This is a genomic window from Mesorhizobium robiniae, from assembly GCF_040545535.1.
GTDB lineage: Bacteria > Pseudomonadota > Alphaproteobacteria > Rhizobiales > Rhizobiaceae > Mesorhizobium > Mesorhizobium robiniae.
In genome coordinates, this window is sequence record NZ_JBEPMC010000012.1 from 1 (window position 1) to 26914 (window position 26914).

Genomic DNA, 26914 nt, shown 5'->3' on the forward strand with positions numbered 1-26914 from the left:
TCGTCAGGCTCATAACCTGAAGGTCACAGGTTCAAATCCTGTCCCCGCAACCAAATCCAAAAACGGCCCGCCTCAAGCGGGCCGTTTGCGTTTGGGCCGCGCCGCGCGGTAGGAGCGGACAGAGAAGTCAAAATCCTGTCCCGGCAACCAGCTTCGACAACCCCAGCATCCTCAATACGGTTGCCGGGTTTTGCTTTGGTGCCGATCAATTCACACGGTTTTCCGACACCGCCGTCAGCGGTATCTCAAGCCCTCGCCGCAATCCCGTCGCAACGACCGACACCCTGAATTTTCCTGCGAGCGCCTTGTCAAAAATGGCACCGACAATGATGTCGGCGTCGGCGTCGACCTCCTCGCGTATGCGGGTGGCGGCTTCGTCGACCTCAAACAGCGTCATGTCAGTGCCGCCCGATATCGAGACGAGGACGCCCTTGGCGCCCATCATGGACGCTTCGTCGAGAAGCGGGTTTGCGATCGCCGCTTCGGCCGCCTTCCTGGCGCGGTCCTCCCCGGTTGCTTCGCCGGTTCCCATCATTGCGCGGCCCATATCGCGCATCACCGACTTCACATCGGCAAAGTCGAGATTGATCAGCCCTTCCTTGACGATGAGATCGGTGATGCAGCCGACGCCGGCGTAGAGGACGCGATCCGCCAAGGCGAACGCGTCCGCGAACGTCGTTTTGGCATCGGCGATCCTGAAGAGGTTCTGGTTCGGGATGACGATGACGGTATCGGCGCTTTCGCGGAGCCGCTCGATGCCCTCATCGGCCGCACGCATCCGACGGTTCCCTTCGAAGACGAACGGCTTGGTGACGACGGCCACCGTCAGTATTCCCGCATTGCGCGCGGCCTGCGCGATGACCGGTGCCGCACCGGTTCCAGTTCCGCCTCCCATGCCTGCGGTCACGAAACACATATGCGTTCCCGCGAGGTGGTCCATGATTTCATCGATCGATTCCACGGCTGCGGCATGGCCAACCTCGGGCAGGGATCCTGCACCCAGGCCTTCGGTAACGTGAGCTCCCAGTTGGATCAGCCGCGTTGCTTTCGACATGGTGAGCGCCTGGGCATCGGTATTGGCAACGATAAATTCGGTGCCCTGCAAGCCTTCGGCGATCATGTTGTTGATGGCATTGCCGCCACCGCCGCCTACACCGATGACGGATATTTTGGGCCTCATTTCCGAGATTTCCGGCCTCGTTGCGGTGTTCATTTGCCGTCTCTCTCCCGTTGAATGCGCAAGCGCAGCGGTCGGTGGAAGGCTTGTTCCCGGCGCACTGCAGACTTTGGACAGTGAGCGAATCAGGACAGCCCAGCGTGCCTAAGGGAATCAGACGGTTGACTCGGCTGCAAGTGCACTATGCAAACTCGCGCATGTTACGCGCCACTGGTTGGCCTCTGGGGCTTCGAAAATTGCCAGACGTCAGCGTCTCAAGGCGGGGCTCCAGCTCTACTTCACGCCGATACCGGCCGTCAGGCCGCCGTCGATCCGGTAGTCCGCACCGGTACAGAACCCGGCTTTCGACGAACATAGAAAGGCGATGAGTTCCGCCACTTCCTCCGGCTCGCCGATGCGTCCGATGGGGTGGGCTTCGCCGAAGCGCTTATAGGCCGCCTCGACATCGGCGTCGGTGCCATTCTCGCCGCGCGCCGCCTTTTCCAGGATCGGCGAGCGGATCGAGCCCGGGCTGACGGAATTGACACGAATGCCGGAGCGTGCGTAGTCGAGCGCCAGAGAGCGCGTCAGCGTGTGGATGGCGCCCTTGGTCGTGGCATAGGCGGCGACGTTCTGCTGGCAGGCAAAGCCTTGCACCGAAGCCACGTTGACGATGGCACCGCCGCCTCTCTTCATCATCTCGGGAATGCCGAAATGCGCGGTCAGGTAGATCGAGCCGACATTGACTGACATCGTCCGGGTCCAGGTGTCGAAGTCGGTGCTGACAGCGGTCCCGTACGGGTGGACCGCCGCGGAATTGACGATGATATCGAGGCCGCCGAACCGCTCGACGCCGGCAGTGACCGCGTCGCGAACCTGATCCGGAACGGACACGTCGGCGGCCATGACCAGCGCCCCGGCGCCGGATCTGTCCAGTTCCGCCGTCATCGCCGCGTTGGCCGCACGGTCGATGCCACAGGCGATGATCGCAGCACCCCCTGCCGCAAGACGTCGGGCGGTTGCCAGGCCGATTCCGGTCGTCCCCGTCACCAGAGCGATCTTGCCGTCGAAATCCTTCATTGTGGAAATTCCTTATTGGCCGTCGGACGCCTGCTCTTCCGGCAGGAATCGCAGGGCGAAATCGAGATGGCGGCTCATCAAATAGGCATAGGCCACCCTGTCGCGCGAGCGCAGCGCCGCGACGATCTCGCCATGGGCGCGTCTTGTGTCGGCCAGCATCGGGCGCATTTCCTTTCCTATGGTCATGATCCGCAGGATCACGGGTGAAAGGAAGGAATACATGTCCGCCAGCATGCGATTATCCGACAACCCGATCAGCGCCATGTGGAAATCGAAATCGTTCGCGGCCGCCTCCTCGATCGAGCGGCTCGCAACGATCTGGCCGTTGATCTCGTCAAGTGCTTCGATCTGTTCGTTCGAGGCATGTAGGACGATATGGTCGCCGATGCCGACCTCGATGATGCGCCTGAACCCCTGTATGTCGGCGAAGGATGAGCGTGAGATATCCATATGCGCCGCGAAAAAATTCTGGATGGCCATGCTCTGCCCGTTGGCCAGAACGGCGCCGACGCGAGGTTTTGGTTCGATAAGTCCGTAGGTCCGGATTGTGCGCAATGCCTCGCGTACGGTATTGCGGCTGGCGCCGGTAAGCTCGCTGAGCTCACGTTCGGTCGGCAGCACGTCGCCGATATTCAGCTGCCGCACGCGGATGAGATCGAGGATCCGCCCGGCCGTCGTGTCAACCGCGGACCCGCCGCCGACGCGCCGGGCCGCGGCGTTCTTGCGCACGGCTTGAGAGTTTTCCAAAGTCGAGCCTTCCTTAATTGTTGGACCAACATAACGCAGCCATTAGGGAAAACAATCGGCTTTGGCCCGACTTTCAGGGGCTTTCGATCAAACTTGGGGACGGTTATCTCGGAAATAAGCCCAACTTGAGTTTGACACTTGTTGTGGTCCAACAATAAGTTGCCGTTCTCTCACGAAAGGAAAGATGCAATGGAACAGTGCTGGCGCTGGTATGGACCGGACGATCCGGTGACGCTCGAACATGTCAAGCAGGCAGGTGCGACAGGCGTGGTGACGGCCCTGCACGACATATATGACGGGCGTGCCTGGCCACTCGAGAGCATTCTGGAGCGCAAGCGGACCATCGAGGCGGCAGGGCTGAGCTGGTCGGTCGTCGAGAGCATTCCCGTTCACAACTCGATCAAGATCGGCTCGGCGGAACGGCTTCGTTATGTCGGCTGGTACAAGGACACGATCCGTGCGCTCGCCAAGGCCGGCATTGCGACGATCTGCTACAATTTCATGCCCGTGGTCGACTGGACCCGCACGGATCTTGCCTATCGGCTTCCAACAACGGGTTATGCGCTGCGTTTCGATGCGATCGATTTCGCGGCCTACGACCTATTTGTGCTGAAGCGTAGGATTGCCGAGGCCGGCTATACTGCCGCCCGTATCGCCGAGGCGGAATCGCGACTGAAGGAACTGAGCGACGAGCAGATCGACAGGATCGAGCGCAATCTCATTGCCGGTCTGCCGGCGACCGAGCGCAGCTATAATCGCGAAAGCTTTCGCGAGGCATTGGCGGAATATGATTCGATCGGGCCGAAGGAGTTGCGCGACAATCTTGCCTGGTTCTTGCGCGAGATCGTTCCAGTCGCCGAAGAAGTCGGTGCGCGCATGTGCATCCATCCCGACGATCCGCCCTTCTCGCTCTATGGTCTGCCGCGGATCGTTTCGACCGCCGAAGACGCGCGTTTCATCCTCAACGCCGTCGACGGCCCGGCCAACGGCCTGACATTCTGCACCGGCTCTTACGGTACGCGCGCGGACAACGACATTGTCGGCATGATCAAGGAATTTGCCGACCGGATCCATTTCGTCCATCTGCGTAATGTAACCATCGAGGACGACGGCTCGTTCTATGAAGCCGAGCATCTGGAGGGCGGCACCGACATGGCGCATGTCATCCTCGCTTTGATGCAGGAAGAAACACGCCGCCGAAAGGAAGGCCGCGCCGACTGGCGGATTCCGATGCGTCCCGATCATGGCCATCTGCTCGCCGACGATATCGGCAAGACCAGGATCAACCCCGGCTACTCGTTGATCGGCCGCCTGAAAGGCCTTGCCGAGTTGCGCGGCATCATGCGCGCGGTGGAGCGTTTTGGACTTGCTTGACGTCGTCGGAGAGGAACGGGCACAGTTTGCATATATAAAAACGACTTGTTCAGGTGAAAATACCTGCTACTAATCGACGGACCGGCGCACGCTCGGTTCAGGGAGGAATTTCAGGAATGACAAGACTGCGCGGTCTTGCGTGGGATCATCGACGCTGCTGGGGTCCGCTTGACGCCAGCGCCGAGACGTATTGCGCAACCAATCCCGGCCTGGAGATCGAATGGGACCGCCGCAGCCTCTACGAGTTCGGCGAGGGCGCGCTCGGTCCAGTACTCGGCACCTACGATCTGGTCGTGTTCGATCATCCCTTTATCGGCGACATCGCCGACGGCGAGCTGATGGTGCCGTTCGACGGCTATCTGTCGGCGGAGCAGCGCCGCTTCTTCGAGCAAGATTCGGTCGGTGCATCCTGGCAGTCCTACGCGAGGAACGGCCGCCAGTGGGCGCTGCCGATCGATGCCGCTTGCCAGGTCGCCTCCTATCGCCCGGATCTCCTGGAGCGCTACGCAGCGGTACCCACCACTCATGAAGAGGTGCTGGAGCTTGGCCGGCGCGCACGCAAGGACGGCAAGTGGCTTGGCCTGCCGTTCGTACCGACGGACGCCATGTGCCTGCTCTTGACGCTCGGCCATCCGCAGGAAAACGGCGAGGAATTCATTGCAAGGGAGAAGGTCGAGCAGGCTATCGCGCAGCTGCGCCAGCTTGCCGAGCTGTCGCATCCGAATTCGTCGAAATGGAACCCGATTCGCTGCTATGACCACATGATCGCGCATGACGATGTCGTCTATGTGCCGTTCGCCTTCGGCTATGTGAACTATGCCTCGAAGGCCGACAGGCCGTATCTGCGTTTCGCCGATGTGCCGACCCCGCGATCCGCCGGCGCCTTGCTCGGTGGTGCCGGCATAGGGGTCAGCGCCCAATCGAAACACAAGCAGGCCGCCATCGACTACGCGCTTTTCCTATGCTCGCCCGGCTACCAGCGTGGCGACTACGTGAAGTCAGGCGGACAGCCGGGATCGCTGGCGGCGTGGAAGGACGCCGAAGTCAACGATCTTTCCGGCAATTTCTTCAGCTCGACGCTTGCGACGATCGAGGCGTCATACCTGCGCCCGACGCATCCGGGCTTCATCGCCTTTTTCCGCGAATGCGCGCCATATGCGGCCGCTGCCATAGCCGGCGACATGCCCGCGACCGAACTCGCGGACCGGCTGAACCGCCTTTACCGCGAAACCAGGCAAGGCCAACCGGAACGGAGCGTCGCATAAATGGCCGCCGACATAGCCCAGATCGTCGATGAAGGCGAAAGCGGCCGCAACGGCTATCGTGTGCCGGCAGTGGAAAAGGCGCTCGACGTCTTGGAGTTCATGGCTTCCAGCGCCGAGCCGCTGACCCAGACCGAGATCGCCGCCGGCCTGGGACGCTCCATTCACGAAATCTACCGCATCCTGCTTCTGCTGGAGAAGCGCGGCTACATCTTCAGGACGCAATCCGACCGCTTCCGTCTTTCGCTGAAACTGTTCGAGTTGGCGCATATGCATCCGCCGGTAAACCGGTTGGTCGAATGCGCCCTGCCGGTGATGCGCGAGCTCTCAACCAATACCGACCAAAGCTGCCATCTGGTCGTGCGCGAAGGCGAGAGCGCGCTGGTGGTGCTGCAGATCGATTCGCCTTTGCCGATGCGCTACTCGGTCGCGCTCGGCTCGCATTTCCCGATCCTCGAAACGAGTTCCGGCGCGGTGCTGCTCGCACATTCGAACCAGGCAGAGCGCGACCGCATCGTCGAGCGGATCGTGGCCGCCGGCGAAGGACAGGGCACGCGCGCCGAAATCGAAGCGCGGCTGAACGAAGTCGCCAGGCTCGGCTATGAGATGCGCGCCTCGCTGGCCGTTGCGGCCTGCACCAACATCTCGATGCCGGTGCGCGATCACACCAGTGCGGTCATTGCCGCGCTCACCGTCCCTTTCCTGCCGCAGAAGGCCGCGCGGTTCGATCGCGAAACCGTTTTCGAACGGGCGAAAGCGGTCGCCGAGACAATATCGGCGGCGCTGGGCGCGGGTGAAATCATCGCTTCGTCACGTACCGACCCGGAACGGCGGGACTATCCGTTCAGCAACTAACAAGATGATGTCAGGGAGAAGAAGATGAACTGGTCCAAATCAATCCTGTTTGCCTCGGCGGCCGCTCTGGCCCTGAGTGCCGCTGCCGCGCAGGCCGAAAACATGCCGAAGCGCATCGGCTACGTCACCAACTACGCCACCCATGAGTGGTATCAGAACGTCATCAAGGGCATGCAGGCCCGTGCCAAGGAACTCGGCATCGAGCTTGAGGTGCAGGACGCCAATCTCGACATCGCCAAGCAGGTTTCCGCCGCGGAAGACTTCATGGCCAAGGGCGTCGACGTGCTGATTGTCACGCCAGTCAACGAAGAGGGCGTCGTGCCGCTGCTGCGCCAGGCGAAATCCAACGACGTCCCCGTCGTCCTGGAGGGCAACCCGGTCAAGGGCATGACGACCATGGTCGCGATCTGCGACTATGATACCGGCTACACGGCCGGCGTCGAAGCCGGCAAATACGCCAAGGAAAAGCTCGGCGGCAAAGCTCAGGTGATGAATGTCGGCCTGCCGCTCCTGTCTGCCACCGTCCTGCGTTCGCAAGGCTTCATGGACGGCCTGAAGACGATCATCCCCGACGCGGTCATGGTCCACGACCTCGACGGCGGCGGCAATCCCGACCGCGCGCTCGAAGTGTCTTCGGCGGCGCTTGCCAAGAACGCCGACATCAACATCATCTATGGCATCAACGACTCCTCGTCGCTGGGCGGTCTGCAGGCCTGGAAAGCGGCAGGGAAGTCGCAGGATAATTTGTTGACGGTCGGTACCGGCGGCGAAGGCCTGGCCTTTATCAATGCGATACAGAACGAACCGTCCTACCGCATCGAAGCCGCGATGTTCCCGGAAAAGGAAGGCTACACCGCCATCGATGCCGCAGTGAAGCTGTTCAACGGCGAAGAGGTGCCCGAGCATATCGTCAGCCCGACCGCGCCGATGAACGGCGACGACTGGAAGAAGTACTACGACTACGACGGCACTGTCCGCACGATCAAATGGGATGCCGTCAATGCGCTCAAGCCGCCGGAAAAGTGCATGAAAACCTCCGCCGACCTGAAGAAGTAGGGATTCCGGATCGCCCTTCCCGCTTGGCGGGAAGGGCGGCCGATCGGATGTCGGCGGCAAAACAGGTCAACCGCCCGGTTTAGGCGGGTTTCCAAATGGCGACGGCGCCCGATGCCGCGCCGGAAATGAAATGGAAATGAGCGAGCTTACGCAATCTTCCGCGCCAAGGCGTTTCATCGGCGGCCAGCTATTGGGCAGCAGCCAGCTTGTGCTGGGGATCATCCTGGCCGTGCTCTGCATCGCCATCTCGATCGCAGCGCCACAGTTCTATTCCGAGGCCAATATCATCGCCATCCTGCGCCAATGCGCGCTGGTGCTGATCGTCGCCTCGGGCATGACCATGCTGATCATCACCGCTGAGGTCGATCTCTCGGTCGGAGCGTCACTCGCCTTTGTCGGCTGTATCGGCATGGCCGTGCTCAATTCGACGCACAGCCTCGCGCTCGGCATGCTGGCGGCGCTCGCCTTTGCCGGCGGGGTCGGCCTGTTCAACGGTCTGGTCGTCACCAGGCTCAAGGTGAACTCGCTGATCGCCACCATCGGCACGATGATGATGCTGCAGGGCGGCGTCTATCTGTTCACCCGCGAGGCGGTGCAGAACCATCACCGGCTGGTCAGCTTCACCGATCTCGGCGCCGGCTATATCGGCGCGATCCCGCTGCCGGTCGTCATTGCGGTGGCCATCTTCGCCATCGCAGCCGTGACGCTGCGCTTCACCACGCTTGGCCGTTACCTCTATGCGGTCGGCGCCAATGAGCGTGCGGTTCGTCTTTCGGGTGTGCGCTCGGAGCGCCTGAAACTGTTCGCCTTCGTCGTCACCGGCCTGTGCGTTGGGGTCGCCGGCATGATCCTGGCGTCGCTGATGAATGCGGGCCAGCCGACCGCCGGACGCGGCTTCGAGCTGACGGTGATCGCCGCTGTCATCCTTGGCGGCACCAGCCTGCTTGGCGGGCGCGGCTCGCTGTTCGGCACGCTGCTCGGCGTTCTGGTGCTGAAGGTCATCGACAACGGCATCATCATTCTCGGCTGGAACCAGGATTTGCAGATGGTGGTGCCCGGCATCGTCATCATTCTGGCAACCTATCTCGACATCATCCGGAACAGAGCCAATGTCCGTTGATTTCCTTCACCCCGGCGAAGGCGCGGCCGTCGACACAGGCGTGCCGGCGCTCGAGATGCGCGGCATCGACAAGCGCTTTCCGGGCGTGGTGGCGCTGGACAATGTCGACCTCACGCTGGAGCCCGGCAAGATCCACGCCTTGATGGGTGAGAACGGCGCCGGCAAGTCGACGCTCATCAAGATCATGGCCGGGGTCTACGACAAGGATGCCGGCACCATCCGCATGCGCGGACGCGAGCTCGACATCAAGTCGCCGCGCGACAGCCTGAGAGAGGGCATCAAGGTCGTGTTCCAGGAGATCGCGCTGATCTCCGAATTCACCGTCGCCGAGAACATCTTCCTCGAGGGCTATCCGACCGGCAAAGGCGGCTCGATCGACTGGAGGAAGATCCGCGCGGATTCGGCCGCGCTGTTCAACCGCATCGGCTTCAATGTCGATCCGGCGGCGCGGACGGGATCGCTGCCGGTCAGCCAGCAGCAAATGGTCGAGATCGCGCGCGCTCTCGCCCACGAAGCCCGCGTCGTGGTCATGGACGAGCCGACGTCCTCGCTGACGCCAAACGAGATTTCGCTGCTGTTCACCGTCATCCGCCGGCTGGCCGCGCTCGGCATCGCGGTGCTCTATGTCAGCCATAAGCTCGATGAGGTTTTCGAGATCGCCGACACGGTCAGTGTTCTGCGCGACGGCCGGCATGTCTCGACCCGACCGATCGGCGATCACACCAATGATACGCTGATCCAGGACATGATCGGCCGTCGCATCGAAAGCCTGTTTCCGCGCAAGCGCGGCGCGCCGGGCAGCAAGGTCGCCTTATCCGTGCAAGGGCTCAGCACGGCGAAGAAGCTGAAGGACGTATCGTTCGAAGCGCATGCCGGCGAAGTCCTCGGCTTCTTCGGTTTGATGGGGGCCGGCCGAACCGAACTTGCCAAGGCGGTTGTCGGCTTCGATCCGATCACCTCCGGCACGATTTCCGTCGACGGTCACCGCCTGATGCCGCACGACACACATACGGGTGTCCGGCTCGGCATCGGCCTGCTCACCGAAGACCGCAAGAGCGAAGGGCTGATGGGCGAATTGCCGGTTTACCAGAATGCCAGCCTCGCCTCGCTCGGCGCCTTTGCCCGTATGGGCTTCATCGACAAGGCCGGGGAACGCAAGGCGGTGCAGGACTATGTCGACCGCTTCCGCATCAAGACGCCCAGCCTATTCCAGGAGATCAAGAACCTGTCCGGCGGTAATCAGCAGAAGGTGCTGATCTCGCGCTGGCTGATGCGGGGCCTCAAGGTGATCGTCGTCGACGAGCCGACCCGCGGCATCGATGTCGGCGCCAAGTCGGAGATCTTCGCGCTCATCGATCGGCTCGCCGGCGAGGGCCTTGCGGTCGTCATGATGACATCGGAAATGCCCGAGCTGCTGGGCCTTTCCGACCGTATCGCGGTGATGTGCGAGGGTCGGCTCACCGCGATCATGTCGCGCGACGACGCCACGCAGGAGAAAATCCTCAATGCAGCGATCGGATAAGACGATGACACTTCGCAGCCGCATTCCCTGTCATTCGGCCGACGCCTTCGATGGGAGCATGCGATGAGCCTGGCAAGCACAGGGACGATGAGAGCCGGGCCGTCCATGCTGGCGCGGCTCTTCGCGCAGCAGGAATTGGCGCTGCTCCTCTGCCTTATCCTGGTGATCGCGTTCTTTTCCTTCACCGCGGAGAATTTCTTCTCCGTGCGCAACATGACCAATGTACTCGGGCAGGCGTCCCTGGCGCTGACCGCCGGCATCGGCTGTGCCATCGTCTTTATATCAGGCGAGGTCGACATTTCGATCGGGTCGCTGCTGGCGACCATAGCGCTGCCGCTGATCATCATCATGAACGACACCAACTCGCTGCTGCTCGGCGTTGGTGGCGCGCTGCTGTTCGGGCTGATCATCGGCGTGGTGAATGGCTATCTCACCGCCTATGCCGGGATCAACTCGCTGATCGTAACGCTCGGCACGATGTTTATTATGCGCGGCGGCGTCTATCTCTATACCGGCCAGCGCGCGATCCCCGACGATGCCGCTCTCGACAGTTTCATTGCACTGTCGGATGGCCGCCTGTTCAATGTCGTTCCCTATTCGGCGGTGATTGCGCTCGTCCTGCTTGCCGCCTTCGCCTACATGATGCGGCACCGGCCGTTCGGACGGCAGATCTATGCCGTCGGCGGCAATCCGGAAGTGGCGCGGCTTGCCGGCTATGACGTGCGCCGCGTCAAGTTCATCTGCTTCATCATCAGCGCGCTGCTGGCAACGGTTGCCGGCATTATTCTCGCGGCTCGCGTCGGCTCGGCGCAGCATACGGCCGGACTGAATTTCGAGTTCCAGGTCGTTGCCGCCACGGTGCTCGGCGGCGTCAGCCTTGCCGGCGGCATCGGCAGCCTGACCGGCATGGCGCTTGGCGTGCTGATCCTGCAGTTCCTGTCCAACGGACTGCGCGGGCTCGGCCTGCCGACCGAGTGGCAGCTCGTCATCACCGGCATGATCATCATAGCCGCGGTCGCCCTTGACGAGGCGAAGCGGCGGCGTGCGAATGGAGGCTGACATGGCTCGCTTGCAGGGAAAGACCGTCGTCGTCACCGGTGCCGCCGAGGGCATCGGCCATGCGATCTCGGAGGCGATGGCGAGAGAGGGCGCGCATGTCTTCCTGAGCGACATCGCCGACGAACAGGGCGAAAGCTTCGCTGCGGACTTGCGCACCGCCGGCCACCGTGCCGACTACCTGCATTGCGACGTGTCGAAGGAGGCCGACATCGCCGACCTCATCGACACGGCCGTCAAGAAGGCCGGACGTCTCGACGTGCTGGTCAACAACGCCGCCATCGCCATCGGCGGCATGCCGGTGCATGAGATGACCGACGAGCAATGGCACCGGCTGATCACAGTCAACCTGACCAGCGTCTTTCGCGGCTGCAAATACGCTCTGCCGCATATGATCGCGCAGAAATCGGGCTCGATCATCAACATGGCCTCGGCGCAGGGGCATATCGGGCTCGACGGCTGGACCGCCTATGCCGGCGCCAAGGGCGCGGTGATGGCGATGACGCGCCAGATGGCGGTCGAGTTCGGCCCGCTCAACATCCGCGTCAACTCGATCTCGCCGGGCACCATCAACACGCCGATGAACGACAAGCTGATCAAGGAGATCGGCGGCAATCTCGCCAAGGCCTGGGTCAAGATGCATCCGCTCGGCCGCATCGGCAAGCCCTCCGAAGTGGCCGAAGCCGCTGTCTATCTGGCTTCGGATGCCGCCGGCTTCACCACCGGAACCGACCTACGCGTCGACGGCGGGCTGACTGCCGCGCCGCGCTACGTTCCCGATCTGCTTTGAAAAACACGAAACGAGACATGAAATGAACAAGGCCCTCAAAGGCGTCCGCATCCTCGATTTCAGCCATCTGCTGCAGGGGCCATTCGCCACGCAGCTGCTCGGTGACATGGGCGCCGACGTCATCAAGATCGAGCGCGCCGGCGCTGGCGACATGTTCCGCAGCATGACCTTCTTCGCCAAATGGGTCGGCGGCTCCGAGAGCCCGAACTTCCTCGCCTGGAACCGCAACAAGCGTTCGATCGCGCTCAATCTGAAGAGCCGCAAGGTGCACGCCATCGTCATGGACATGGCCAAGAAGGCCGACGTGGTGGTGCAGAATTTTCGCCCCGGCGTACTGGCCAAGCTTGGTTATGGCTACGAGGACTTCAAGGCAGTCAATCCCGGCATCATCTATTGTTCGGGCTCCGGCTATGGCGAGGAAGGCCCTTATGTCGAGCGCCCGGGCCAGGACATGCTGATCCAGGGGCTGTCCGGGCTGATCTCCAACACCGGCCGTGGTGACCAGGCTCCTGTTCCGGCCGGCGCCGGCCTCGCCGACCAGATCGGCGCGATGAACATGGTCTACGGCATATTGTCGGCGCTCTACTATCGCGAGAAAACCGGCAAGGGCCAGAAGATCGAGGTCAATCTGCTGGCCGGGATGCTCGCTCATCTCAACCAGGAATATGTAGCCGTGCTCAATCTCGGCGAGGATTTCGTGCGGCCCAATTCCGGTATCGGCCATCCCGGAATGCAGGCTCCGTTCGGCATCTACGAAGCGAAGGACGGCGGCCATGTGTCGATCGCCATGAGCCCGTTCAAGACGCTGTATGAGACATTGGAGGCGCCGCAGCTTGCCGTCTACGACGATCTGAAGACGCTGTTCGACAAGCGCGACGAGGTGTTCGAGAAGGTCAATGCCGAGACCAGGAAGTTTGCGACGCAAGACCTGCTGGCGCGGCTGCTGGCAGTCGACATCTGGTGCGCCGAGGTGAAGGATATCCGCCGCGCTGCCGAGGATCCGCAGGTCAAGCACATGGGCATGATCACCAGTTACGATCATCCGCGCGGCGGCAAGGTGCGGGTGGTCGCGCCGGCGGTCAAAATGAGCGAGACGCCCGCAACCATCGAACGGCCCGCCCCGTTGGTCGGCCAGCATGGCCGCGAGATCCTGGCCGAGTTCGGCCTCTCCAAGGACGAGATTGCAGCACTTGAGGCGTCCGGCGACATGACCGTGGACGCTGCCTGACGATGAGCGTTTACCAGACACTCACCTTGGACATATCCGGGCGCGTCGCCGTCGTCACCTTCCGGCGCGCCGACCAGCTCAATGCCATGAACCGGCTGATGCAAGGCGAGATCACTGATGCTTTCGAAGCGCTGTCCGGGGATGACGGTGTCGGTGCGATTGTGGTGACCGGCGAGGGGCGCGGCTTCATGGCCGGCGCCGACATCAAGGAATATGCCGGCCAGACAGCTGCCGAGTTCGATGCCTTCCAAGCCGCCGGCACGCGCATGTATGCAGCGGTCGAAAACAACCGCAAGCCGGTGATCGCCGCGGTCAATGGCTTTGCGCTGGGTGGCGGCATGGAACTGGTGCTGTGCTGCGACATCGTCATCGCCAACCAGTTCGCGAAACTCGGTCTGCCGGAGATCAAGCTCGGTCTGATCCCCGGCGGCGGCGGCACGCAGCGCAGCGTCCAAAAACTCGGCCGCAACCGCGCCAATCTCCTGCTGATGACCGGCGCCATCGTGCCGGCTTCCGAATTCATCGGGGCCGGACTGGTCAGCGAAGTCGTCGACGTGGAAAGGTTGATGCCGCGGGCGCTGGAACTTGCCGAGATGATCGCCGCCGAGCCGGCTGCCGCGATCGAGGGACTGAAAGCGCTGACGGCGCATGCCGTATCGGGTAACCTGGCCGATGGCCTTGCCATGGAACGCGATATCCTGGGCGGGCTCTATCGCAGCGAGATCGGCCAGCGGCGGGTGAAGGACTTCGCCGAGAAAAGCGCCGCGCGGGCGAAGGCTGCGCAATGATATCCCTGGTCAAGCCGAACCGGCCGCGCTTCACCGATGTCGAGGGGCTGGCCGCGATGGTCGGAAGTGGCGACGTCTTCGGCGTCGGCGGCCACCATTTCGCCCGGCTGCCGATCGCCTTGCTGGGCGCCATCGCCCGCTCTGATATCAAGGATTTGCGCTACGTCTGCTGGGCCGGCGGGCTGCCGCTCGAACTGCTTCTCGAAGCGGATGCGGTAGCGGAAATCGACCTCTGCTTTTCCAGCCTGGACATTTTCGGCCTGCCGCCGCGTTTCCGCGCGGTTGCCGAGACAAATGCCGTTCCCGTCCGCGATTGGACGGCGCTGGCGATGATCCAGGCGCTGCGGGCGACGCAGCAAAACCTGCCGTCGATGCCGTTCCAGCTTCCGCAGGGCTCGGACATGCTCGCGCGTGTGCCGGGCGCAAGTGCCGCGCCCGATCCCATTGCCAGGACCGAGACCGGCTTCATCCCGCCGCTGCGGCTCGATACGTTTGTCGTCCACGCCCAGCGCGCCGACGAGAGCGGCAATGTCCAGATCATCGGGCCGCGCGCGCTGGACTTCGCCATGGCAGGCGCAGCGCGGCAAGTGCTGGTCACGGTCGAGGAGATCGTTCCGGTTGGAGCGCTGCGGCAGGATGGCAGGCAGAGCATTCTCACCCGCAATCAGGTGTCGGCCATAGCGCTGGCGCCGGGCGGCGCCTATCCGGCCTCCTGCCTGCCTTTCTATGTGACCGATTATCAGAGATTGTCGGAGGCGTTCGCGACCAAGGAAACACCTTTGGCGGACAGCTTGCGCCTGCCGTCCGAGGGCATGCCCGAGCTGCTGCAAGAAGCCGCGAAAGTTCGCGTTGAAACGGCCCTCGCAATGCCCGCGGTCGCGCACGGCGAAAAGAAAGCGTCCGTCGACGAGATCATCGCCGCCCGTATCGCCGCCGAGTTCGACAACGACAGCTTTGCCAGTGCAGGTGCGGTGTCGCCGCTGGCCAACGTCGCCTACCGGCTGGCCAAGGCGACGCACGCGCCTGACATGATCATCGCGACGATGAGCTGTGGGCACCTCGACATCGCGCCGAGCCCGATGATCCTGTCGCTGATCGAAAGTCTCGATTGCGAGACGGCGGTGGCGCATGCCGGTGGCGACGACACCTACGCGACCTACTATCAGGCCGGTGCGGTGACCCACGAGATCGTCGGCGCCGCGCAAGTCGATCGACGCGGCCGCGTTAACACGATCGCGCTACGCAAGCGCGACGGCGGCCTTATCCGGTTGCCCGGGCAGGGCGGCATGGCCGACGTCGCCAACATGCACCGCGACTATTTGCTCTATGTTCCCCGCCATTCGGTCCAGTCGCTGGTGGACGACGTCGAGATCGCCAGTTCGGCGCGCGGCTTACTCACCCAGAATGAACGCGAGCCGATGGGTTATCGGACCGGCGAGGCGCTGGTGTTCACCGATCTTTGTGTGTTTCGGCTCGACCGATCGAGCCGGGAATTGATCGTCATCGAAACCATGCCTGATATCACGCAGCAGCAGATCCGCGATGCCACCGGCTTTGCGGTGACTTTCGATGCCGACTGTCGGGAAATTCCGCTCCCCTCGAACGACATGCTTGATGTCCTGCGAAACCGAATCGATCCCCTCGGTCTGCGCCGCCTGGAATTCGTCAGCGCCAAGGAGCGTGGTGCACTGATCGCCGAGATCCTCGCCGCCGACCGCATCATGGTCGAGCGTTGCATGGTCGCGCAGACGGCAGGAGGCTGAGGTGGCAAAGCCGTTGCTTGAAATGGCCGCCGCCCGGATCTTCTTCGACGGTATCTTCACCAGTCCGCGCGTGGCCCATCCGGAGGGCGTGGCTATCCACCGCGACGGGTCGATCTGGTGCGGCACCGAAACCGGCGATCTCTTGCGGCTTTCCGCCGATGGCGGCTCGGTCGAACGCATGGGTGGCACGGAAGGTTTTCTGCTCGGCATCGCTTTCGACAGCGCGGGAAACTGTTTTGCCTGCGATCTGAAGCATTCGGCGATCTTTCGCTGGAACGCCGGGACGGCTCTTATGGAGCACTTCGCCTCGGCCGGCATCCGCGTGCCGAACTATCCGGTCGTCGACGAGACACGAGGCTGGCTCTACGTGTCGGACAGCGTAGGCGAAGACAACCGCTCCGGCATCTTCCGCTACGATTTAAAGACCGGTGAAGGCGGCCCGTGGTGTCGCGAACCCATGGCCTTTGCCAACGGCATGGCGATGGCACCGGACGGCGGCGGGCTTTATGTGGTGGAAAGCGATGCGGCGTGTATCAGCTATGTGCCGATCCTGCCTGACGGCGCGGCCGGTGCCAGGCGTGTCGTCGTCGAAGGCGTCGACAATGTCCCGGACGGATTGGCTTTTGCGCCGGACGGCTCATTATTCATTTCATGCTACGAGCCAAGCCGGATCTATCGCTGGCGCCAGGACAGAGGCCTCGAAGTGCTGATAGAGGACCCGGCCGCGACGACGCTGGCGCATCCCACCAACATCGCCTTCAAGGGCGACAAACTCTACACGGCCAACCTTGGTCGCTGGCATATTACCGAAATCGACCTGGCCACAATTCCAAACTAAATTTTGTTTGAGCATCGGATTTTCCCAAAACCGGTACCCACTTTTGGGTCCGATGCTCCAGCCACAGCTGATGGATGATGCCGGGTGGCGCTAAGGTCGATGGCTCGACGCAACAAGCTCGGCCTTGCGCCGCGCCGTTTCCAACCCGATGGCGATGAAGCGGCGGGCATGCCGGGCCAGCTCCATATTGTCGGTCCATAAATTGCGCCAGATCGCGGTTTTCTTCGACAGATTCTCGTCGACGATCTCCGACGAGAAGGATTCGAAGCTGAGGTCGTCGCTATAGCCGACCGCGGTCAGCGCATCGAAGATCGCGGCAAAGTCGATGTTGCCGGTGCCGAGGAAGCCGCGATGGCTCTCGCCGATATGGACATAGCCGATCTTTTTCGCAGCGTGGCGGATGGCCAGTCCGACATCGGCCTCCTCGATGTTCATGTGGAAGGTGTCGAGATGCAGGAAGATGTTATCTGAGCCGGTGTCCTCGATGAAGGCCAACCCTTGCGCGGCGGTGTTGAGCAGATTGCTTTCGAAGCGGTTGACGATCTCGAGGTTGAGCGTGACGCCGGCGGTCTTGGCGGTCCCCGCGACCTTGGCGAGCGTTCCGGCGCTGCGGTTCCATTGGTCGCGCGTCGGCGCCTCAGTTTGCAATCCGTGGCCGGTCGAGAGGATGCCGGCGACCTTCTGGCCGCCCAGGTCCCGGGTCAGCGAAATGGTGTCATTGAGGATTTCGACGCCGCGCGCGGCAATTGTCTTGTCGGGGCTGGAAATGTCGCCGTCGGCCGGCAACCCGATGCTGATCGCCACGCCGAGATCGAGGTCGGCGATGCGCTTGGCCAGCCCGCCAATGTCGAAATTGGCAGGGTCGAGATAGGAGAATTCGATCAAGTCGAAGCCGGCCTCTTTGGTGTTGGCCAGCGTCCGTTCGAGGTCGCCTTGCGCCGAGCTTGCCGACCAGACGAAAGAATGGATTCCAATGCGCGACATGATCGTCTCCGGTTGCGCGGGAGCATCGGACCCAAAAGTAGAAACGGGTCTGGAGAATCCGATGCTCAAACAAAAAATGGTGCGGCCGGTCAGCCCGGCCGCACCGGCCTTGGGAGGCTTAGCGGGCTGCGGTCCAGCCCTTGTAGTCCTTCAGATTCTCGGCCGTGATCAGCTTCGGGTCGAGCAGCACCGTCGCCTCGGCCGGCTTTTTGCCGGCGAGCACTTCAGCCGCCATCTGCAGCGACTGGCCTGCCATCACATAGGGATCCTGCGAGGCCGAAGCCTTGATCATCGACGTGCCGGAAGAGAGTTCCTTCTCGATATCGGGCGCGCCGTCGACCGCAGTGAAGATGAACTCCGAGCGGTTGAGTTGCTTGGCCGCGAGTTGGGCGCCGATTGCCGTCGGATCGTTGATGGCGAACACTGCGTCGATCTTGTCGAAACGGGTCAGCAGCGACTGGAACACCTTCAGGCCGCCGTCGCGCGAGCCCTCGGCATTCTGGTCGTCGGAGAGGATCTTGATATCCGGGTGCTTCGCAAGCACGTCCTTGCAACCCTTCACCCGCTCCAGGATCGACGACGATGCCGGGCCGTTCAGGATGACATAGTCGCCCTTGCCGCCGGTATGGTCGACCAGGTACTGGCAGGCCGCTTCGCCGGCTTTGACGTTGTTGGTCATCACGGTGACGTCGGCACCCGGCGCCGAAACGTCGAACGCGGCAACCACGATGCCCGCGGCCTGTGCCTTCTTGACCGCCGGTGCGATCGCCTTGGCATCGACGGCGTTGAGCATGATCACGTCGACGCCGGCAGCGATGAACGAGTCGACCTGCGAGACCTGCTTGTTGAGGTCGTAGTCGGCCGACACCGACGTCACCTCGACATTCGGGTTGATCTTCTTGGCCGCGTCTTCGATGCCCTTGATGGTGGCGACGAAGAACGGGTTGCCGAGCAGGCCGACCGAGATACCGACCTTGTTCAGGTCCTTGGCCGAAGCCGGTGCTATGGCGACGGCCGCAAGGGCGACGCCGCAGAGCAGTTTAGCGATGGTCTTCATTCTTTCCTCCTGATGCCCCGCGCCTCTCACGGTGCGTTACATGAAACCGGGTCGTTGACGCCGGCGACTAAGGTCAATCACGTTCTTGCTCCTGCCTGGAGCCTGTAGCGGTCGAGGGCGACCGCCACGATGATGACCAATCCCTTGATGATGTACTGCCAGATGTCCGAAACACCCGCCAATATGAGCCCGTTGGAGAGCACCGCGATGATCAAGCCGCCGATCAGCGTGCCCCAGATCGAGCCGACGCCGCCGACGAAGCTGGTGCCGCCGAGAATGACCGCGGCGATGGCGTCGAGTTCGTAGGACTGCCCAAGCTGCAGCCCATTGGCCGCATAGAGCCGGGCCGCCGACATGGCGCCGCCAAGGCCGGCCAGAAGGCCGGAAACGCCATAGACGAAGAGCAGCACCAGCGGCACCTTGATGCCAGTGAGACGGGCGGCCTCGGCATTGCCGCCGACGGCATAGATCCAGGTGCCGAGCACGGTGCGTTTGAGCACCAGCCACGACAGCACCACGACCGACAGAGCGATGATGACCAGCCAAGGGATGCCGAACAGCGAACCGTTGCCGATGAAGTCGAACGGCAGGTCCGAGTTGAATACCGTGGTGTCCTGGCCGAGCAGGCGGGCGACGCCGCGCACGGCTGTCAGCGAACCCAGCGTGACGATAAAGGGCGGCAGCTTGATGTAGGCGACGAGCAGCCCGTTGACGACGCCGAAGCCGAGGCCGACCAGAATGGCCGCCGGCACGCCGAGCATGCCCCACTCCGGCACCAGCGACACCATCACCGCCACCATCGCCGAGGCGGCAAGGATGGAGCCGACGGATAGATCGATGCCGCCGGTCAGGATGACGAAGGTCATGCCGGCCGCAAGCACGATGTTGATCGACGACTGCTGGGTGACGATCAAAAGGTTGGTTTCGGTGAGGAAGCGCGGGTTCATGAGCTGGAACCCGGCCGCCAAAAGGATCAGCACCGGCAGCATGCCCAGCGCGGCGAAGGCGGTGCGCAGCCGCCGGTTCTTGCCGACGGCCTGGTCGCCCGCGCTTATCTCGGTTGCCTTGTCGGTCATCCCTTGGCCGCTCTTGTCGGTCATCCCGGTGCCGCTCTTGTCGGTCATCCTTTGGCCGCTCCCGTTGCAAGTTCCATGATTGCTTCCTGACTGAGCGGCTGGCCTTCGGATGCCGTCACCTCGCCTGATATGGTGCCGTCGCGCATAACCAGCACGCGGTCGGCGACGCCGATCACCTCCGGCAGCTCACTGGAGATCATCAGGATGGCGATGCCCTTCTTGGCGAGATCGTCGATCAGCCGGTAGATTTCCGACTTCGCCCCGACATCGACGCCGCGGGTCGGCTCGTCGAGGATGAGAACCCGAGGCTCGGTCTCCAGCAGGCGGGCGAGCAGCACCTTCTGCTGGTTGCCACCCGACAGCGAGCCGGCATTGGCCTGCACCGACCTGGTGCGGATGGACAGGTCGGAAACGGCCTTGGCGGCGCGCCTCTCGGCCGTCGCAAAGTCGCGCAAGCCTCCAACCTGCGCATCCCTTGCGAGCACGCCCATGCTGATATTGTCGGAAATCGACATGTCGAGGAACAGACCGAGTTCCTTACGGTCCTCGGTGAGGTAGGCGATGCCGGCATCCAGCGCCTCGCGCGGCGAGCCGATAACTATCGGCTTGCCGTCGAGTTCCAACGTGCCTGATGTGTGCCTGTCGGCGCCGAAGATCAACCGTGCGAGCTCGGTGCGGCCCGAGCCGACCAGGCCCGCCAGCGCCAGCACTTCGCCCTTGTGCAGGTCAAAGGAACAGTCCTTCAAAAGATGGCCGTCCGACATGCCCTTTACCGATAGCGCGATTGCACGCTTTGCGTCCGGCGGGCGGTGATCCTTCTTGTAGAAGGCGGACAGGTCACGGCCGCCCATCATCGAGACGAGGCGCGAGGCATTCAGGTCGGCGCGCTCGAGCGTGCCGACATAGCCGCTGTCGCGCAGCACGCTGACGCGGTCGGCAAGCTGGTAGACCTCTTCCATGCGGTGGCTGATGTAGATGATGGCGATGCCTTGCGACTTCAGCGTCGCAATGACTTCGAACAGCCGGTCGGTCTCGCGCGAGGTCAGCGAGGTGGTCGGCTCGTCCATGACGATGATGCGCGCGCTGGTCGACAGCGCGCGGGCGATTTCGACCATCTGGCGTTCGCCGAGCGACAGGCTGGAGACCGAGGCGCGCGCCGAGAAGGAAACGCCGAGCCGTGCGATGATTTCCTTGGCGCGCCGATGGCACTGGTCGCGGTCGACGATGCCGAACCGTCTCGGCTCGTTGCCGAGGAAGATGTTCTGCGCGACCGTCAGGTTGGGCGCCAGCGACAGCTCCTGATAAATGACGGCAATGCCGTTGGCGCGTGCCTTGATCGGATCGCCGGTCGCGGCCGGTGTGCCGTCGATCAGGATATCGCCGCCTGGATCCGGCCGATAGGCGCCGGACAGCACCTTCATCAGCGTCGACTTGCCGGCGCCGTTCTCGCCCATCAGCGCGTGCAGTTCGCCGGCGTGGACGGTCAGCGACACATCCTGCAAGGCGCGGATCGGGCCGAACGTCTTCGAGATGTGACGCATCTCCAGCACCGGCTGACGCGCCGTTTCGATTTGGGCGGCGGCAGTCATCTTGCGTCTCCCGATGCTGCGGCAACGATGCCTCGATTAGCGGTGAGGCCACGCCAGTCGTCGCGATAGCCGGCAAGCCCGGCAAAGCTTGACGCACGAACAGGCTCCGGCGCCTCGGCGGCAAATTCGCATCCGACGCTCTCGAAGGCGAGAGCCGCCGCTCCGGTGGCGCTGCCTTCCAGCGTGGCGCCCTGCATGAAGGCCTGGCCGGGACGCAGCTGCGCCAGCAGGGCGGCGAGCAGGCCGCCGCTGTTCAGCCCGCCATCGACGATGATGGTATTGTCCGAATGGATCAGGTCGAGACACAGATCTACCATCAGCGCGACATAGAGCAGCGCCACGGCCGCGCGCTCCTCCGCGGTGGGTGTGCGCCCGACCAGTGCGCCGGGATGGCCAGGCATCGGCCCGCCTGGCGCGAAGCTGGGCAGCGCCATAATGCCGGCGTCGATTACCTGCTGTAGCGTGGAGCGGGCGATCGTGCCCTGCCAGCCGGCGCTGATGACAGCGAATTCACGCCCGCCCATGAAGCGGATGGTCGGCACCGGGCCACCATCGACATCGACATTGACCAGCATGTCGCGGTCGCGATCGAGCGCGTCGAGCGGGCAGTCCGGATTGAGCACCACGACCCAGGTGCCGGTCGAGACGACGGTGACCGGGCCAAGCTTCTGCCGGCGATAGGCATGGAGCGCCGCATTCGAGTCATGGACGCCGTTGTGGATGGCGATCGGCCGGGCTGCTTCGCCGAAGCGCTGCTCGCCGATGACCGTGCCGGCACGCTCGAAGGCGGGCATCTGGCTACGCCAGCCCTCGGCGTCGACCAGCGAGGAGAAATCGCGCTTGCGCGGCGCCCACAGATGCGAGTGACAGCCGAGATAAGACACTTCGGAGACCGCCCGGCCGCCAAAGCGCCAGCTCCAGTATTGCGGATAGCCGAGGATCGATTTCGCGGCAGCGAACGCGCCGGGTTGCACCGCCTTCAGCCACAGCATGTGGCGCCCGTAGTTAAAGCCGAGCGGCAGATGCGGGGAGAAGGTCTCGGCAAAATCTGGAATGCGGCGATCGATCTGCGCGGCAATCTCAGCCGGCGGCTCCTGCTCGTAGTCGAGGATCGGGTGCGTCAGCGCCGCATCGTCAATCAAGGCAAAGGTGCAGCCATGGCCCGAAACCATCAATCCTTCCACACCATGATTGTCGACCGCTTCGCCGACGGCGCGAACCGCCCAATCGTGAAGCGCCGTTTCGTCGAGCACACTGAAGCCGCCTTTGCGTACCCAGTTCGGCTGGGTCCGGCGCTCGTCGAGGATCTGCCCGTCCTGACCGAAGACGAACAGCTTCGAATTGGTCTTGCCGAAGTCGAGGACAGCCACCTTCACTGGAGGGCTCCCGAGGCAGAGGCAATCCGCACCGTGACGCCAGCGTCTTCCAGCATGCGTGCGTCGGCATCGGAGAGGGCATCGTCGGTCACCAGCGTGCCGATGCGCGACAAGGGCAGCGCGACGTTGCGCGCGTGGATCGACAGTTTGCGGCTGTCGGCCAGCACCACGATCTGGTCGGCGCACAGGCTGAGTTCGACGATGGAGCGGACCAGCAACGGGTGCGATTCCAGCAGGCCCTCCTGGCCGATGCCTTGCGTGCCAAGAAAAAACTTGGAGGCATAGAACGGCACCGCCTGGGTGAGCGAATGGATGATGCCAGGCTCGCGATGAAGCTCACCTCCGGCAATGGTCAGGCTGCAATGGCCGTGGTCGCTCAGATAAGCCACGAGCGGCATCGAGTTGGTATAGAGCCGGATGTTGCGGTCGGCGAGCTTGGCGCCGAGATGGAAACAGGTCGAACCGCCATGCACGATGACGGCGTCGCCGTCGCGCACCATGGTCGCGGCGAGAGCGGCGATCTGCCGCTTGGCTTCGACTGCGAGATCGCGGTTCTCGTCATAGGGCCTGGCATAGGCGACACCAGCTTGCGAGGCGCCATCGAGCGCCGAAATGCCGCCATAGACCTTCCGTGCTTCGCCGGCCTCATCGATCTTGTCGATGTCGCGCCGCACCGTCGCAGCCGACACGCCGAGCCGCTCCTGCAACTCGCGCACGGAGGCGAAGGGGCGATCCCGCAACAACTCGACGATCTGACGCTGGCGGCCGGAGTCGCTCAACGGATACCTCCCGAAAATGCCATTTTGCCACGGCAATTGGTGCAACTTACTCAACACGCATTGGATTGCAAGCTCGATTTGACGAGATAAGATCACTATTGACGTAACTTACTCGCATCTGCGATACCAGCGTCAAAATCCAAAGCCGTGGCCACGCGGCCGGTTTGTGGAGGACTTTCGATGGCAAACTATGCGGATGCGCAGGAATTGGCTGCTTTGCGGTCGCTTTCGGCCAGCATCGGGCGCGACCCGCATTTGACCCAGGCCGCCGGCGGCAACACTTCGCTGAAGGCCGGCGACACGCTCTGGATCAAGGCTTCCGGCACCTGGTTGAAGAATGCGCTCGCCGAGGACATCATGGTGCCCGTGGCGATCGCGCCGCTGCTTGAGGCTGTCGAACAGCGCGACCCGGCCGCCGATCAGCCGCAGGCGTTCGCCATCGAGGCGCTCAATGCCCGCAAGCTGCGTCCCTCGATCGAGACCACGGTTCACGCGCTGATGCCGCAACGCGTCGTTCTGCATGTCCACTGCGTCGAAACCATTTCGCTTGCCGTGCAGGCCGACTGCGAGGGTCAGCTGGCCAAGCGCCTCGATGGGCTCGAATGGGCGTATGTTCCCTATCGCCGACCGGGCCTGCCGCTTGCCCAGGGCATTGCCGAGCGCCTTCGGCCAGGCGTCGATGTGCTGATCCTTGGCAATCACGGGCTGGTCGTCGCTGCCGAGACCGTCGCCGGCGCCGAGGCACTGCTGCGTCGCGTTACGGGGCTGCTGGCGCGGCCGCCGCGCGAGGTGGTGGAGCCCAACGTTGTTGCATTGACGGCGCTCATCGGACGCACCGGTTACAGGTTACCGGCGGATGTGGAAGCACATGCCGCGGCGATCGATCCGGAAAGCTGCCGCATGGCATCGGGAGGCAGCCTCTATCCCGATCACGTCATCTTTCTCGGCAAGGGCTCGGTGGTGGCTAGGCCGGGCGAGGACGTTCCGCGCGTCACCGAGCGGTGCGGTGCGGCACCGGTGGCAATCCTGTTTCCCGGGGCTGGCGTGCTGATGCGTGGCGACGCCAGTGCCGGCGCCGACGCCATGCAACGCTGCCTCGCCGACGTGACGGCGCGGGTCGACGTCGCGGCGAAGCTGAACTATCTGACCGCCGCCGAGAACGACGAGCTGATCAATTGGGACGCCGAGCAGTATCGCCAGAAACTCAATGCAGCTGGCGGCTGACATGGCGCGTCCAATTGGCCCCCTTTCGATCGGCATCGACATCGGCACATCAGGTGCGCGCGCCGTCGCCATGCGGCCGGACTTTTCGATTGCCGCGCGTTCCGCCGTTCCACTCGACAGATTTGGCCAGAACGCCCGCGACCCCTCGGTGTGGTGGTCAGCGGTCGGCGCGGCGCTGACGGACCTGCTTGCAGGTGTCGATCGCGCGGCGGTCCGGTCGATTGCCGTCGACGGCACTTCGGGCACGCTGCTGCCGGTCGATGGCGCCGGCCGGCCGCTGGCCGAGCCGTTGATGTACAACGACAAGGTCGACGACGACGCCATACTGGCTGTGATCGCGCGCGAGGCGCCGGCCGCGAGCGCAGCACTCGGGGCGACGTCCGGTCTCGCCAAGGCACTGTGGTTCCAGCGCCTGCCCGGCGTCGCCGCGGTGCTGCATCAGGCCGACTGGATTGCGGGACAGTTCTCCGGCCGCTTCGACATCAGCGACGAGAACAACGCCTTGAAAACCGGCTATGACGTCGAGGCTCGCCGCTGGCCGGACTGGATCGCGGCGACCGGCATGCGCATGGAATTCCTGCCTCGCGTCGTCAAGCCGGGCGATGTCACGGGAACGCTCACCGCGAGCGCCGCGGATATGTTCGGCCTGGCCCACGACGTGGCCGTGGTCGCCGGGACGACGGATGGCTGCGCATCGTTCCTGGCGACGGGTGCTGCGGCGGTTGGCGACGGCGTCACCGCGCTGGGGTCCTCGCTGACCATCAAGATACTCTCCGACCGGCCGATCTCAGCGCCGCAGTTCGGCATCTACAGCCATCGGCTGGGAGATGCCTATCTGGCGGGTGGCGCGTCGAATTCGGGCGGCAAGGTGCTGGCGCAGCATTTTCCCCTCGCGCGCATCATCGAGTTGAGTGCGGGGATCGACCCCATGACGGAGACCGGCCTCGACTATTATCCGCTTCCCACGGTCGGCGAACGCTTCCCCGTGGCCGATCCTGCTCTGCCGCCACGCCTGACGCCGCGGCCGGCGGACGACGCCGACTATCTGAAAGCGATGTTGGAAGGCATTGCCGGGATCGAGGCGCTCGGCTATCGCCGGCTTGCCGAACTCGGTGCGCCCCGATTGACCTCGGTCAGAAGCGTCGGCGGCGGTGCGGCAAGTCCCGCCTGGACCGCTATCCGGCAGCACAAGCTGGGCGTCAGTTTCCTACCGGCGCTTTCTGACGAGGCGGCCGCCGGCACGGCGCGGCTGGCGCTGATGGGCGCAATCGAAGCGGAGCTTTTGTGAGCACGAAAACAGTTGAACATCTCGACGGTATCGGAGCGCTGGTCGAGCGCTATCAGGTGTTCCTGCTCGACCAATTCGGCGTGCTGCACGATGGCACCAACCCCTATCCGGGCGCCGTGGAGGCATTGTCGGCGCTGAAGCGCGCAGGCCGGACGATTGTGCTGGTCTCGAACTCGGGCAGGCGGGCGCGGCCCAACGAGACCCGCTTGCTGAAGCTTGGCTTCGAACCAGGAAGCTGGGATCAATTTGTCTCTTCCGGCGAGATCGCGTGGCGGTCGTTTCAGGAAATGGCGACATCCGGTAGGCTGCGCCCAAACACGAAGTGCCTGCTGATCAGCCGCGAAGGCGACCGCTCGGCGATTGAAGGTCTGCCTTTTACGTTGACCAGCGACGGCGACGATGCCGAGCTGGTACTGATCGCCGCCAGCGAGGGCGATCGCTACGACATCGACCACTATCGCAGACTTTTTGCACCGGCAGCAGCACGGCAGGTGCCATGCTTCTGCACCAATCCCGACAAGATCATGCTGACGGCAGTGGGCCCCCGCTTTGGCGCCGGCCAGCTTGCGGATCTCTACGAGAGCCTCGGCGGCAGCGTCACCCGCATCGGCAAGCCCTACGCGCCGATCTTCGATGCCGCGCTGGCGCTGGCGGGTAATCCGGACCGAAGCACCGTGGTCTGTGTCGGCGACAGCGTCGAACACGATATCGCCGGTGGAATTGGTGCCGGCGTGGCGACTGCGCTGGTCTTGTCAGGAATATTGGCAGACACCCGCGACCTGGCCGACCTTTTCGATGGGCTGAACGCATACCCGGATTACACCACCGATTTTTTCAAGTTTGCTGATTGAGGACGGTAATTTCCCCGGGTGATCACTGCCTCCTGGTCGTGCTACTTTCGAGGGC

The 26914-nt window shown here is 63.3% G+C and carries 24 protein-coding genes; 15 read left to right on the plus strand and 9 right to left on the minus strand.

All coding sequences use genetic code 11. The annotated features are described in order from the left end of the window. Positions 1-205: 205 nt before the first annotated feature. The 3 genes from ftsZ to ABID19_RS27115 form a co-directional block, all read right to left on the minus strand. The gene (gene ftsZ / locus ABID19_RS27105; RefSeq protein ID WP_354493976.1) at positions 206-1213 is read right to left on the minus strand and encodes a cell division protein FtsZ; all 1008 of its coding nucleotides are present in this window, start codon (positions 1211-1213) and stop codon (positions 206-208) included. A 237-nt stretch (positions 1214-1450) separates the two neighbouring features. Further along, entirely contained in the window at positions 1451-2236 is a 786-nt protein-coding gene (locus ABID19_RS27110; RefSeq protein WP_354493977.1) for an SDR family NAD(P)-dependent oxidoreductase, read from the minus strand. A 12-nt stretch (positions 2237-2248) separates the two neighbouring features. Then, on the minus strand, positions 2249-2983 hold the full coding sequence (locus tag ABID19_RS27115; RefSeq protein ID WP_354493978.1) for a FadR/GntR family transcriptional regulator: 735 nt from the start codon (positions 2981-2983) through the stop codon (positions 2249-2251). 189 nt (positions 2984-3172) lie between these two features. On the opposite strand from ABID19_RS27115, the gene uxuA reads away from it, so the two are divergent. From uxuA to ABID19_RS27175, 12 genes are all read left to right on the plus strand, one after another. Next, positions 3173-4357, plus strand: coding sequence for a mannonate dehydratase (gene uxuA / locus ABID19_RS27120; RefSeq protein ID WP_354493979.1), 1185 nt, complete (start codon positions 3173-3175; stop codon positions 4355-4357). A gap of 116 nt (positions 4358-4473) precedes the next feature. Then, positions 4474-5622 carry an ABC transporter substrate-binding protein gene (locus ABID19_RS27125; RefSeq protein ID WP_354493980.1) on the plus strand — a complete coding sequence of 383 codons (1149 nt, stop codon included), beginning with the start codon at positions 4474-4476 and terminating at the stop codon, positions 5620-5622. Continuing rightward, entirely contained in the window at positions 5623-6474 is an 852-nt protein-coding gene (locus tag ABID19_RS27130) for an IclR family transcriptional regulator (RefSeq protein ID WP_354493981.1), read from the plus strand. A 24-nt stretch (positions 6475-6498) separates the two neighbouring features. After that, a complete protein-coding gene (locus ABID19_RS27135; protein ID WP_354493982.1) occupies positions 6499-7530 on the plus strand; it encodes a sugar ABC transporter substrate-binding protein in 1032 nt (343 codons plus the stop codon). Between the two features lie 136 nt (positions 7531-7666). Beyond that, positions 7667-8650 (plus strand): ABC transporter permease, encoded by a 984-nt coding sequence (locus tag ABID19_RS27140; RefSeq protein ID WP_354493983.1) that lies wholly within the window; start codon positions 7667-7669, stop codon positions 8648-8650. Next, positions 8640-10172, plus strand: a complete 1533-nt coding sequence (locus tag ABID19_RS27145) for a sugar ABC transporter ATP-binding protein (RefSeq protein ID WP_354493984.1) — start codon at positions 8640-8642, stop codon at positions 10170-10172. The genes ABID19_RS27140 and ABID19_RS27145 overlap by 11 nt, the downstream gene beginning before the upstream one ends. 63 nt (positions 10173-10235) lie before the next feature. Then, positions 10236-11231, plus strand: a complete 996-nt coding sequence (locus ABID19_RS27150; protein ID WP_354493985.1) for an ABC transporter permease — start codon at positions 10236-10238, stop codon at positions 11229-11231. 1 nt (position 11232) lies between these two features. Further along, positions 11233-12018 carry an SDR family NAD(P)-dependent oxidoreductase gene (locus ABID19_RS27155; protein ID WP_354493986.1) on the plus strand — a complete coding sequence of 262 codons (786 nt, stop codon included), beginning with the start codon at positions 11233-11235 and terminating at the stop codon, positions 12016-12018. A 22-nt stretch (positions 12019-12040) separates the two neighbouring features. Then, the gene (locus tag ABID19_RS27160) at positions 12041-13246 is read left to right on the plus strand and encodes a CaiB/BaiF CoA transferase family protein (protein ID WP_354493987.1); all 1206 of its coding nucleotides are present in this window, start codon (positions 12041-12043) and stop codon (positions 13244-13246) included. 2 nt (positions 13247-13248) lie between these two features. Next, the gene (locus ABID19_RS27165; RefSeq protein ID WP_354493988.1) at positions 13249-14034 is read left to right on the plus strand and encodes an enoyl-CoA hydratase/isomerase family protein; all 786 of its coding nucleotides are present in this window, start codon (positions 13249-13251) and stop codon (positions 14032-14034) included. Then, positions 14031-15797 (plus strand): CoA-transferase, encoded by a 1767-nt coding sequence (locus ABID19_RS27170; RefSeq protein ID WP_354493989.1) that lies wholly within the window; start codon positions 14031-14033, stop codon positions 15795-15797. The genes ABID19_RS27165 and ABID19_RS27170 overlap by 4 nt, the downstream gene beginning before the upstream one ends. A gap of 1 nt (position 15798) precedes the next feature. Beyond that, the gene (locus ABID19_RS27175; protein WP_354493990.1) at positions 15799-16635 is read left to right on the plus strand and encodes an SMP-30/gluconolactonase/LRE family protein; all 837 of its coding nucleotides are present in this window, start codon (positions 15799-15801) and stop codon (positions 16633-16635) included. A 90-nt stretch (positions 16636-16725) separates the two neighbouring features. Here the strand turns inward: ABID19_RS27175 and ABID19_RS27180 are convergent, their stop codons facing one another. From ABID19_RS27180 to ABID19_RS27205, 6 genes are all read right to left on the minus strand, one after another. Next, a complete protein-coding gene (locus ABID19_RS27180; protein WP_354493991.1) occupies positions 16726-17619 on the minus strand; it encodes a sugar phosphate isomerase/epimerase family protein in 894 nt (297 codons plus the stop codon). A gap of 118 nt (positions 17620-17737) precedes the next feature. Then, on the minus strand, positions 17738-18676 hold the full coding sequence (locus ABID19_RS27185) for an ABC transporter substrate-binding protein (protein WP_352935711.1): 939 nt from the start codon (positions 18674-18676) through the stop codon (positions 17738-17740). Between the two features lie 77 nt (positions 18677-18753). After that, the gene (locus ABID19_RS27190; protein WP_354494157.1) at positions 18754-19752 is read right to left on the minus strand and encodes an ABC transporter permease subunit; all 999 of its coding nucleotides are present in this window, start codon (positions 19750-19752) and stop codon (positions 18754-18756) included. A 44-nt stretch (positions 19753-19796) separates the two neighbouring features. After that, positions 19797-21341, minus strand: a complete 1545-nt coding sequence (locus ABID19_RS27195) for a sugar ABC transporter ATP-binding protein (protein WP_354493992.1) — start codon at positions 21339-21341, stop codon at positions 19797-19799. Beyond that, a complete protein-coding gene (locus tag ABID19_RS27200; RefSeq protein WP_354493993.1) occupies positions 21338-22717 on the minus strand; it encodes a carbohydrate kinase in 1380 nt (459 codons plus the stop codon). Before ABID19_RS27200 ends, ABID19_RS27195 begins: the two co-directional genes overlap by 4 nt. Continuing rightward, entirely contained in the window at positions 22714-23496 is a 783-nt protein-coding gene (locus ABID19_RS27205; protein WP_354493994.1) for a DeoR/GlpR family DNA-binding transcription regulator, read from the minus strand. The genes ABID19_RS27200 and ABID19_RS27205 overlap by 4 nt, the downstream gene beginning before the upstream one ends. A 180-nt stretch (positions 23497-23676) precedes the next feature. Between ABID19_RS27205 and ABID19_RS27210 the strand changes: the two genes are divergently transcribed. From ABID19_RS27210 to ABID19_RS27220, 3 genes are read left to right on the plus strand one after another with little or no spacing between them, the layout of a single operon-like run. Next, positions 23677-24720, plus strand: a complete 1044-nt coding sequence (locus ABID19_RS27210; RefSeq protein WP_354493995.1) for a class II aldolase/adducin family protein — start codon at positions 23677-23679, stop codon at positions 24718-24720. A 1-nt stretch (position 24721) separates the two neighbouring features. Continuing rightward, a complete protein-coding gene (locus ABID19_RS27215) occupies positions 24722-26008 on the plus strand; it encodes an FGGY-family carbohydrate kinase (RefSeq protein ID WP_354493996.1) in 1287 nt (428 codons plus the stop codon). After that, positions 26005-26859: a TIGR01459 family HAD-type hydrolase gene (locus ABID19_RS27220; RefSeq protein WP_354493997.1), complete on the plus strand. Its 855-nt coding sequence runs from the start codon at positions 26005-26007 to the stop codon at positions 26857-26859. The genes ABID19_RS27215 and ABID19_RS27220 overlap by 4 nt, the downstream gene beginning before the upstream one ends. Positions 26860-26914: the final 55 nt, after the last annotated feature.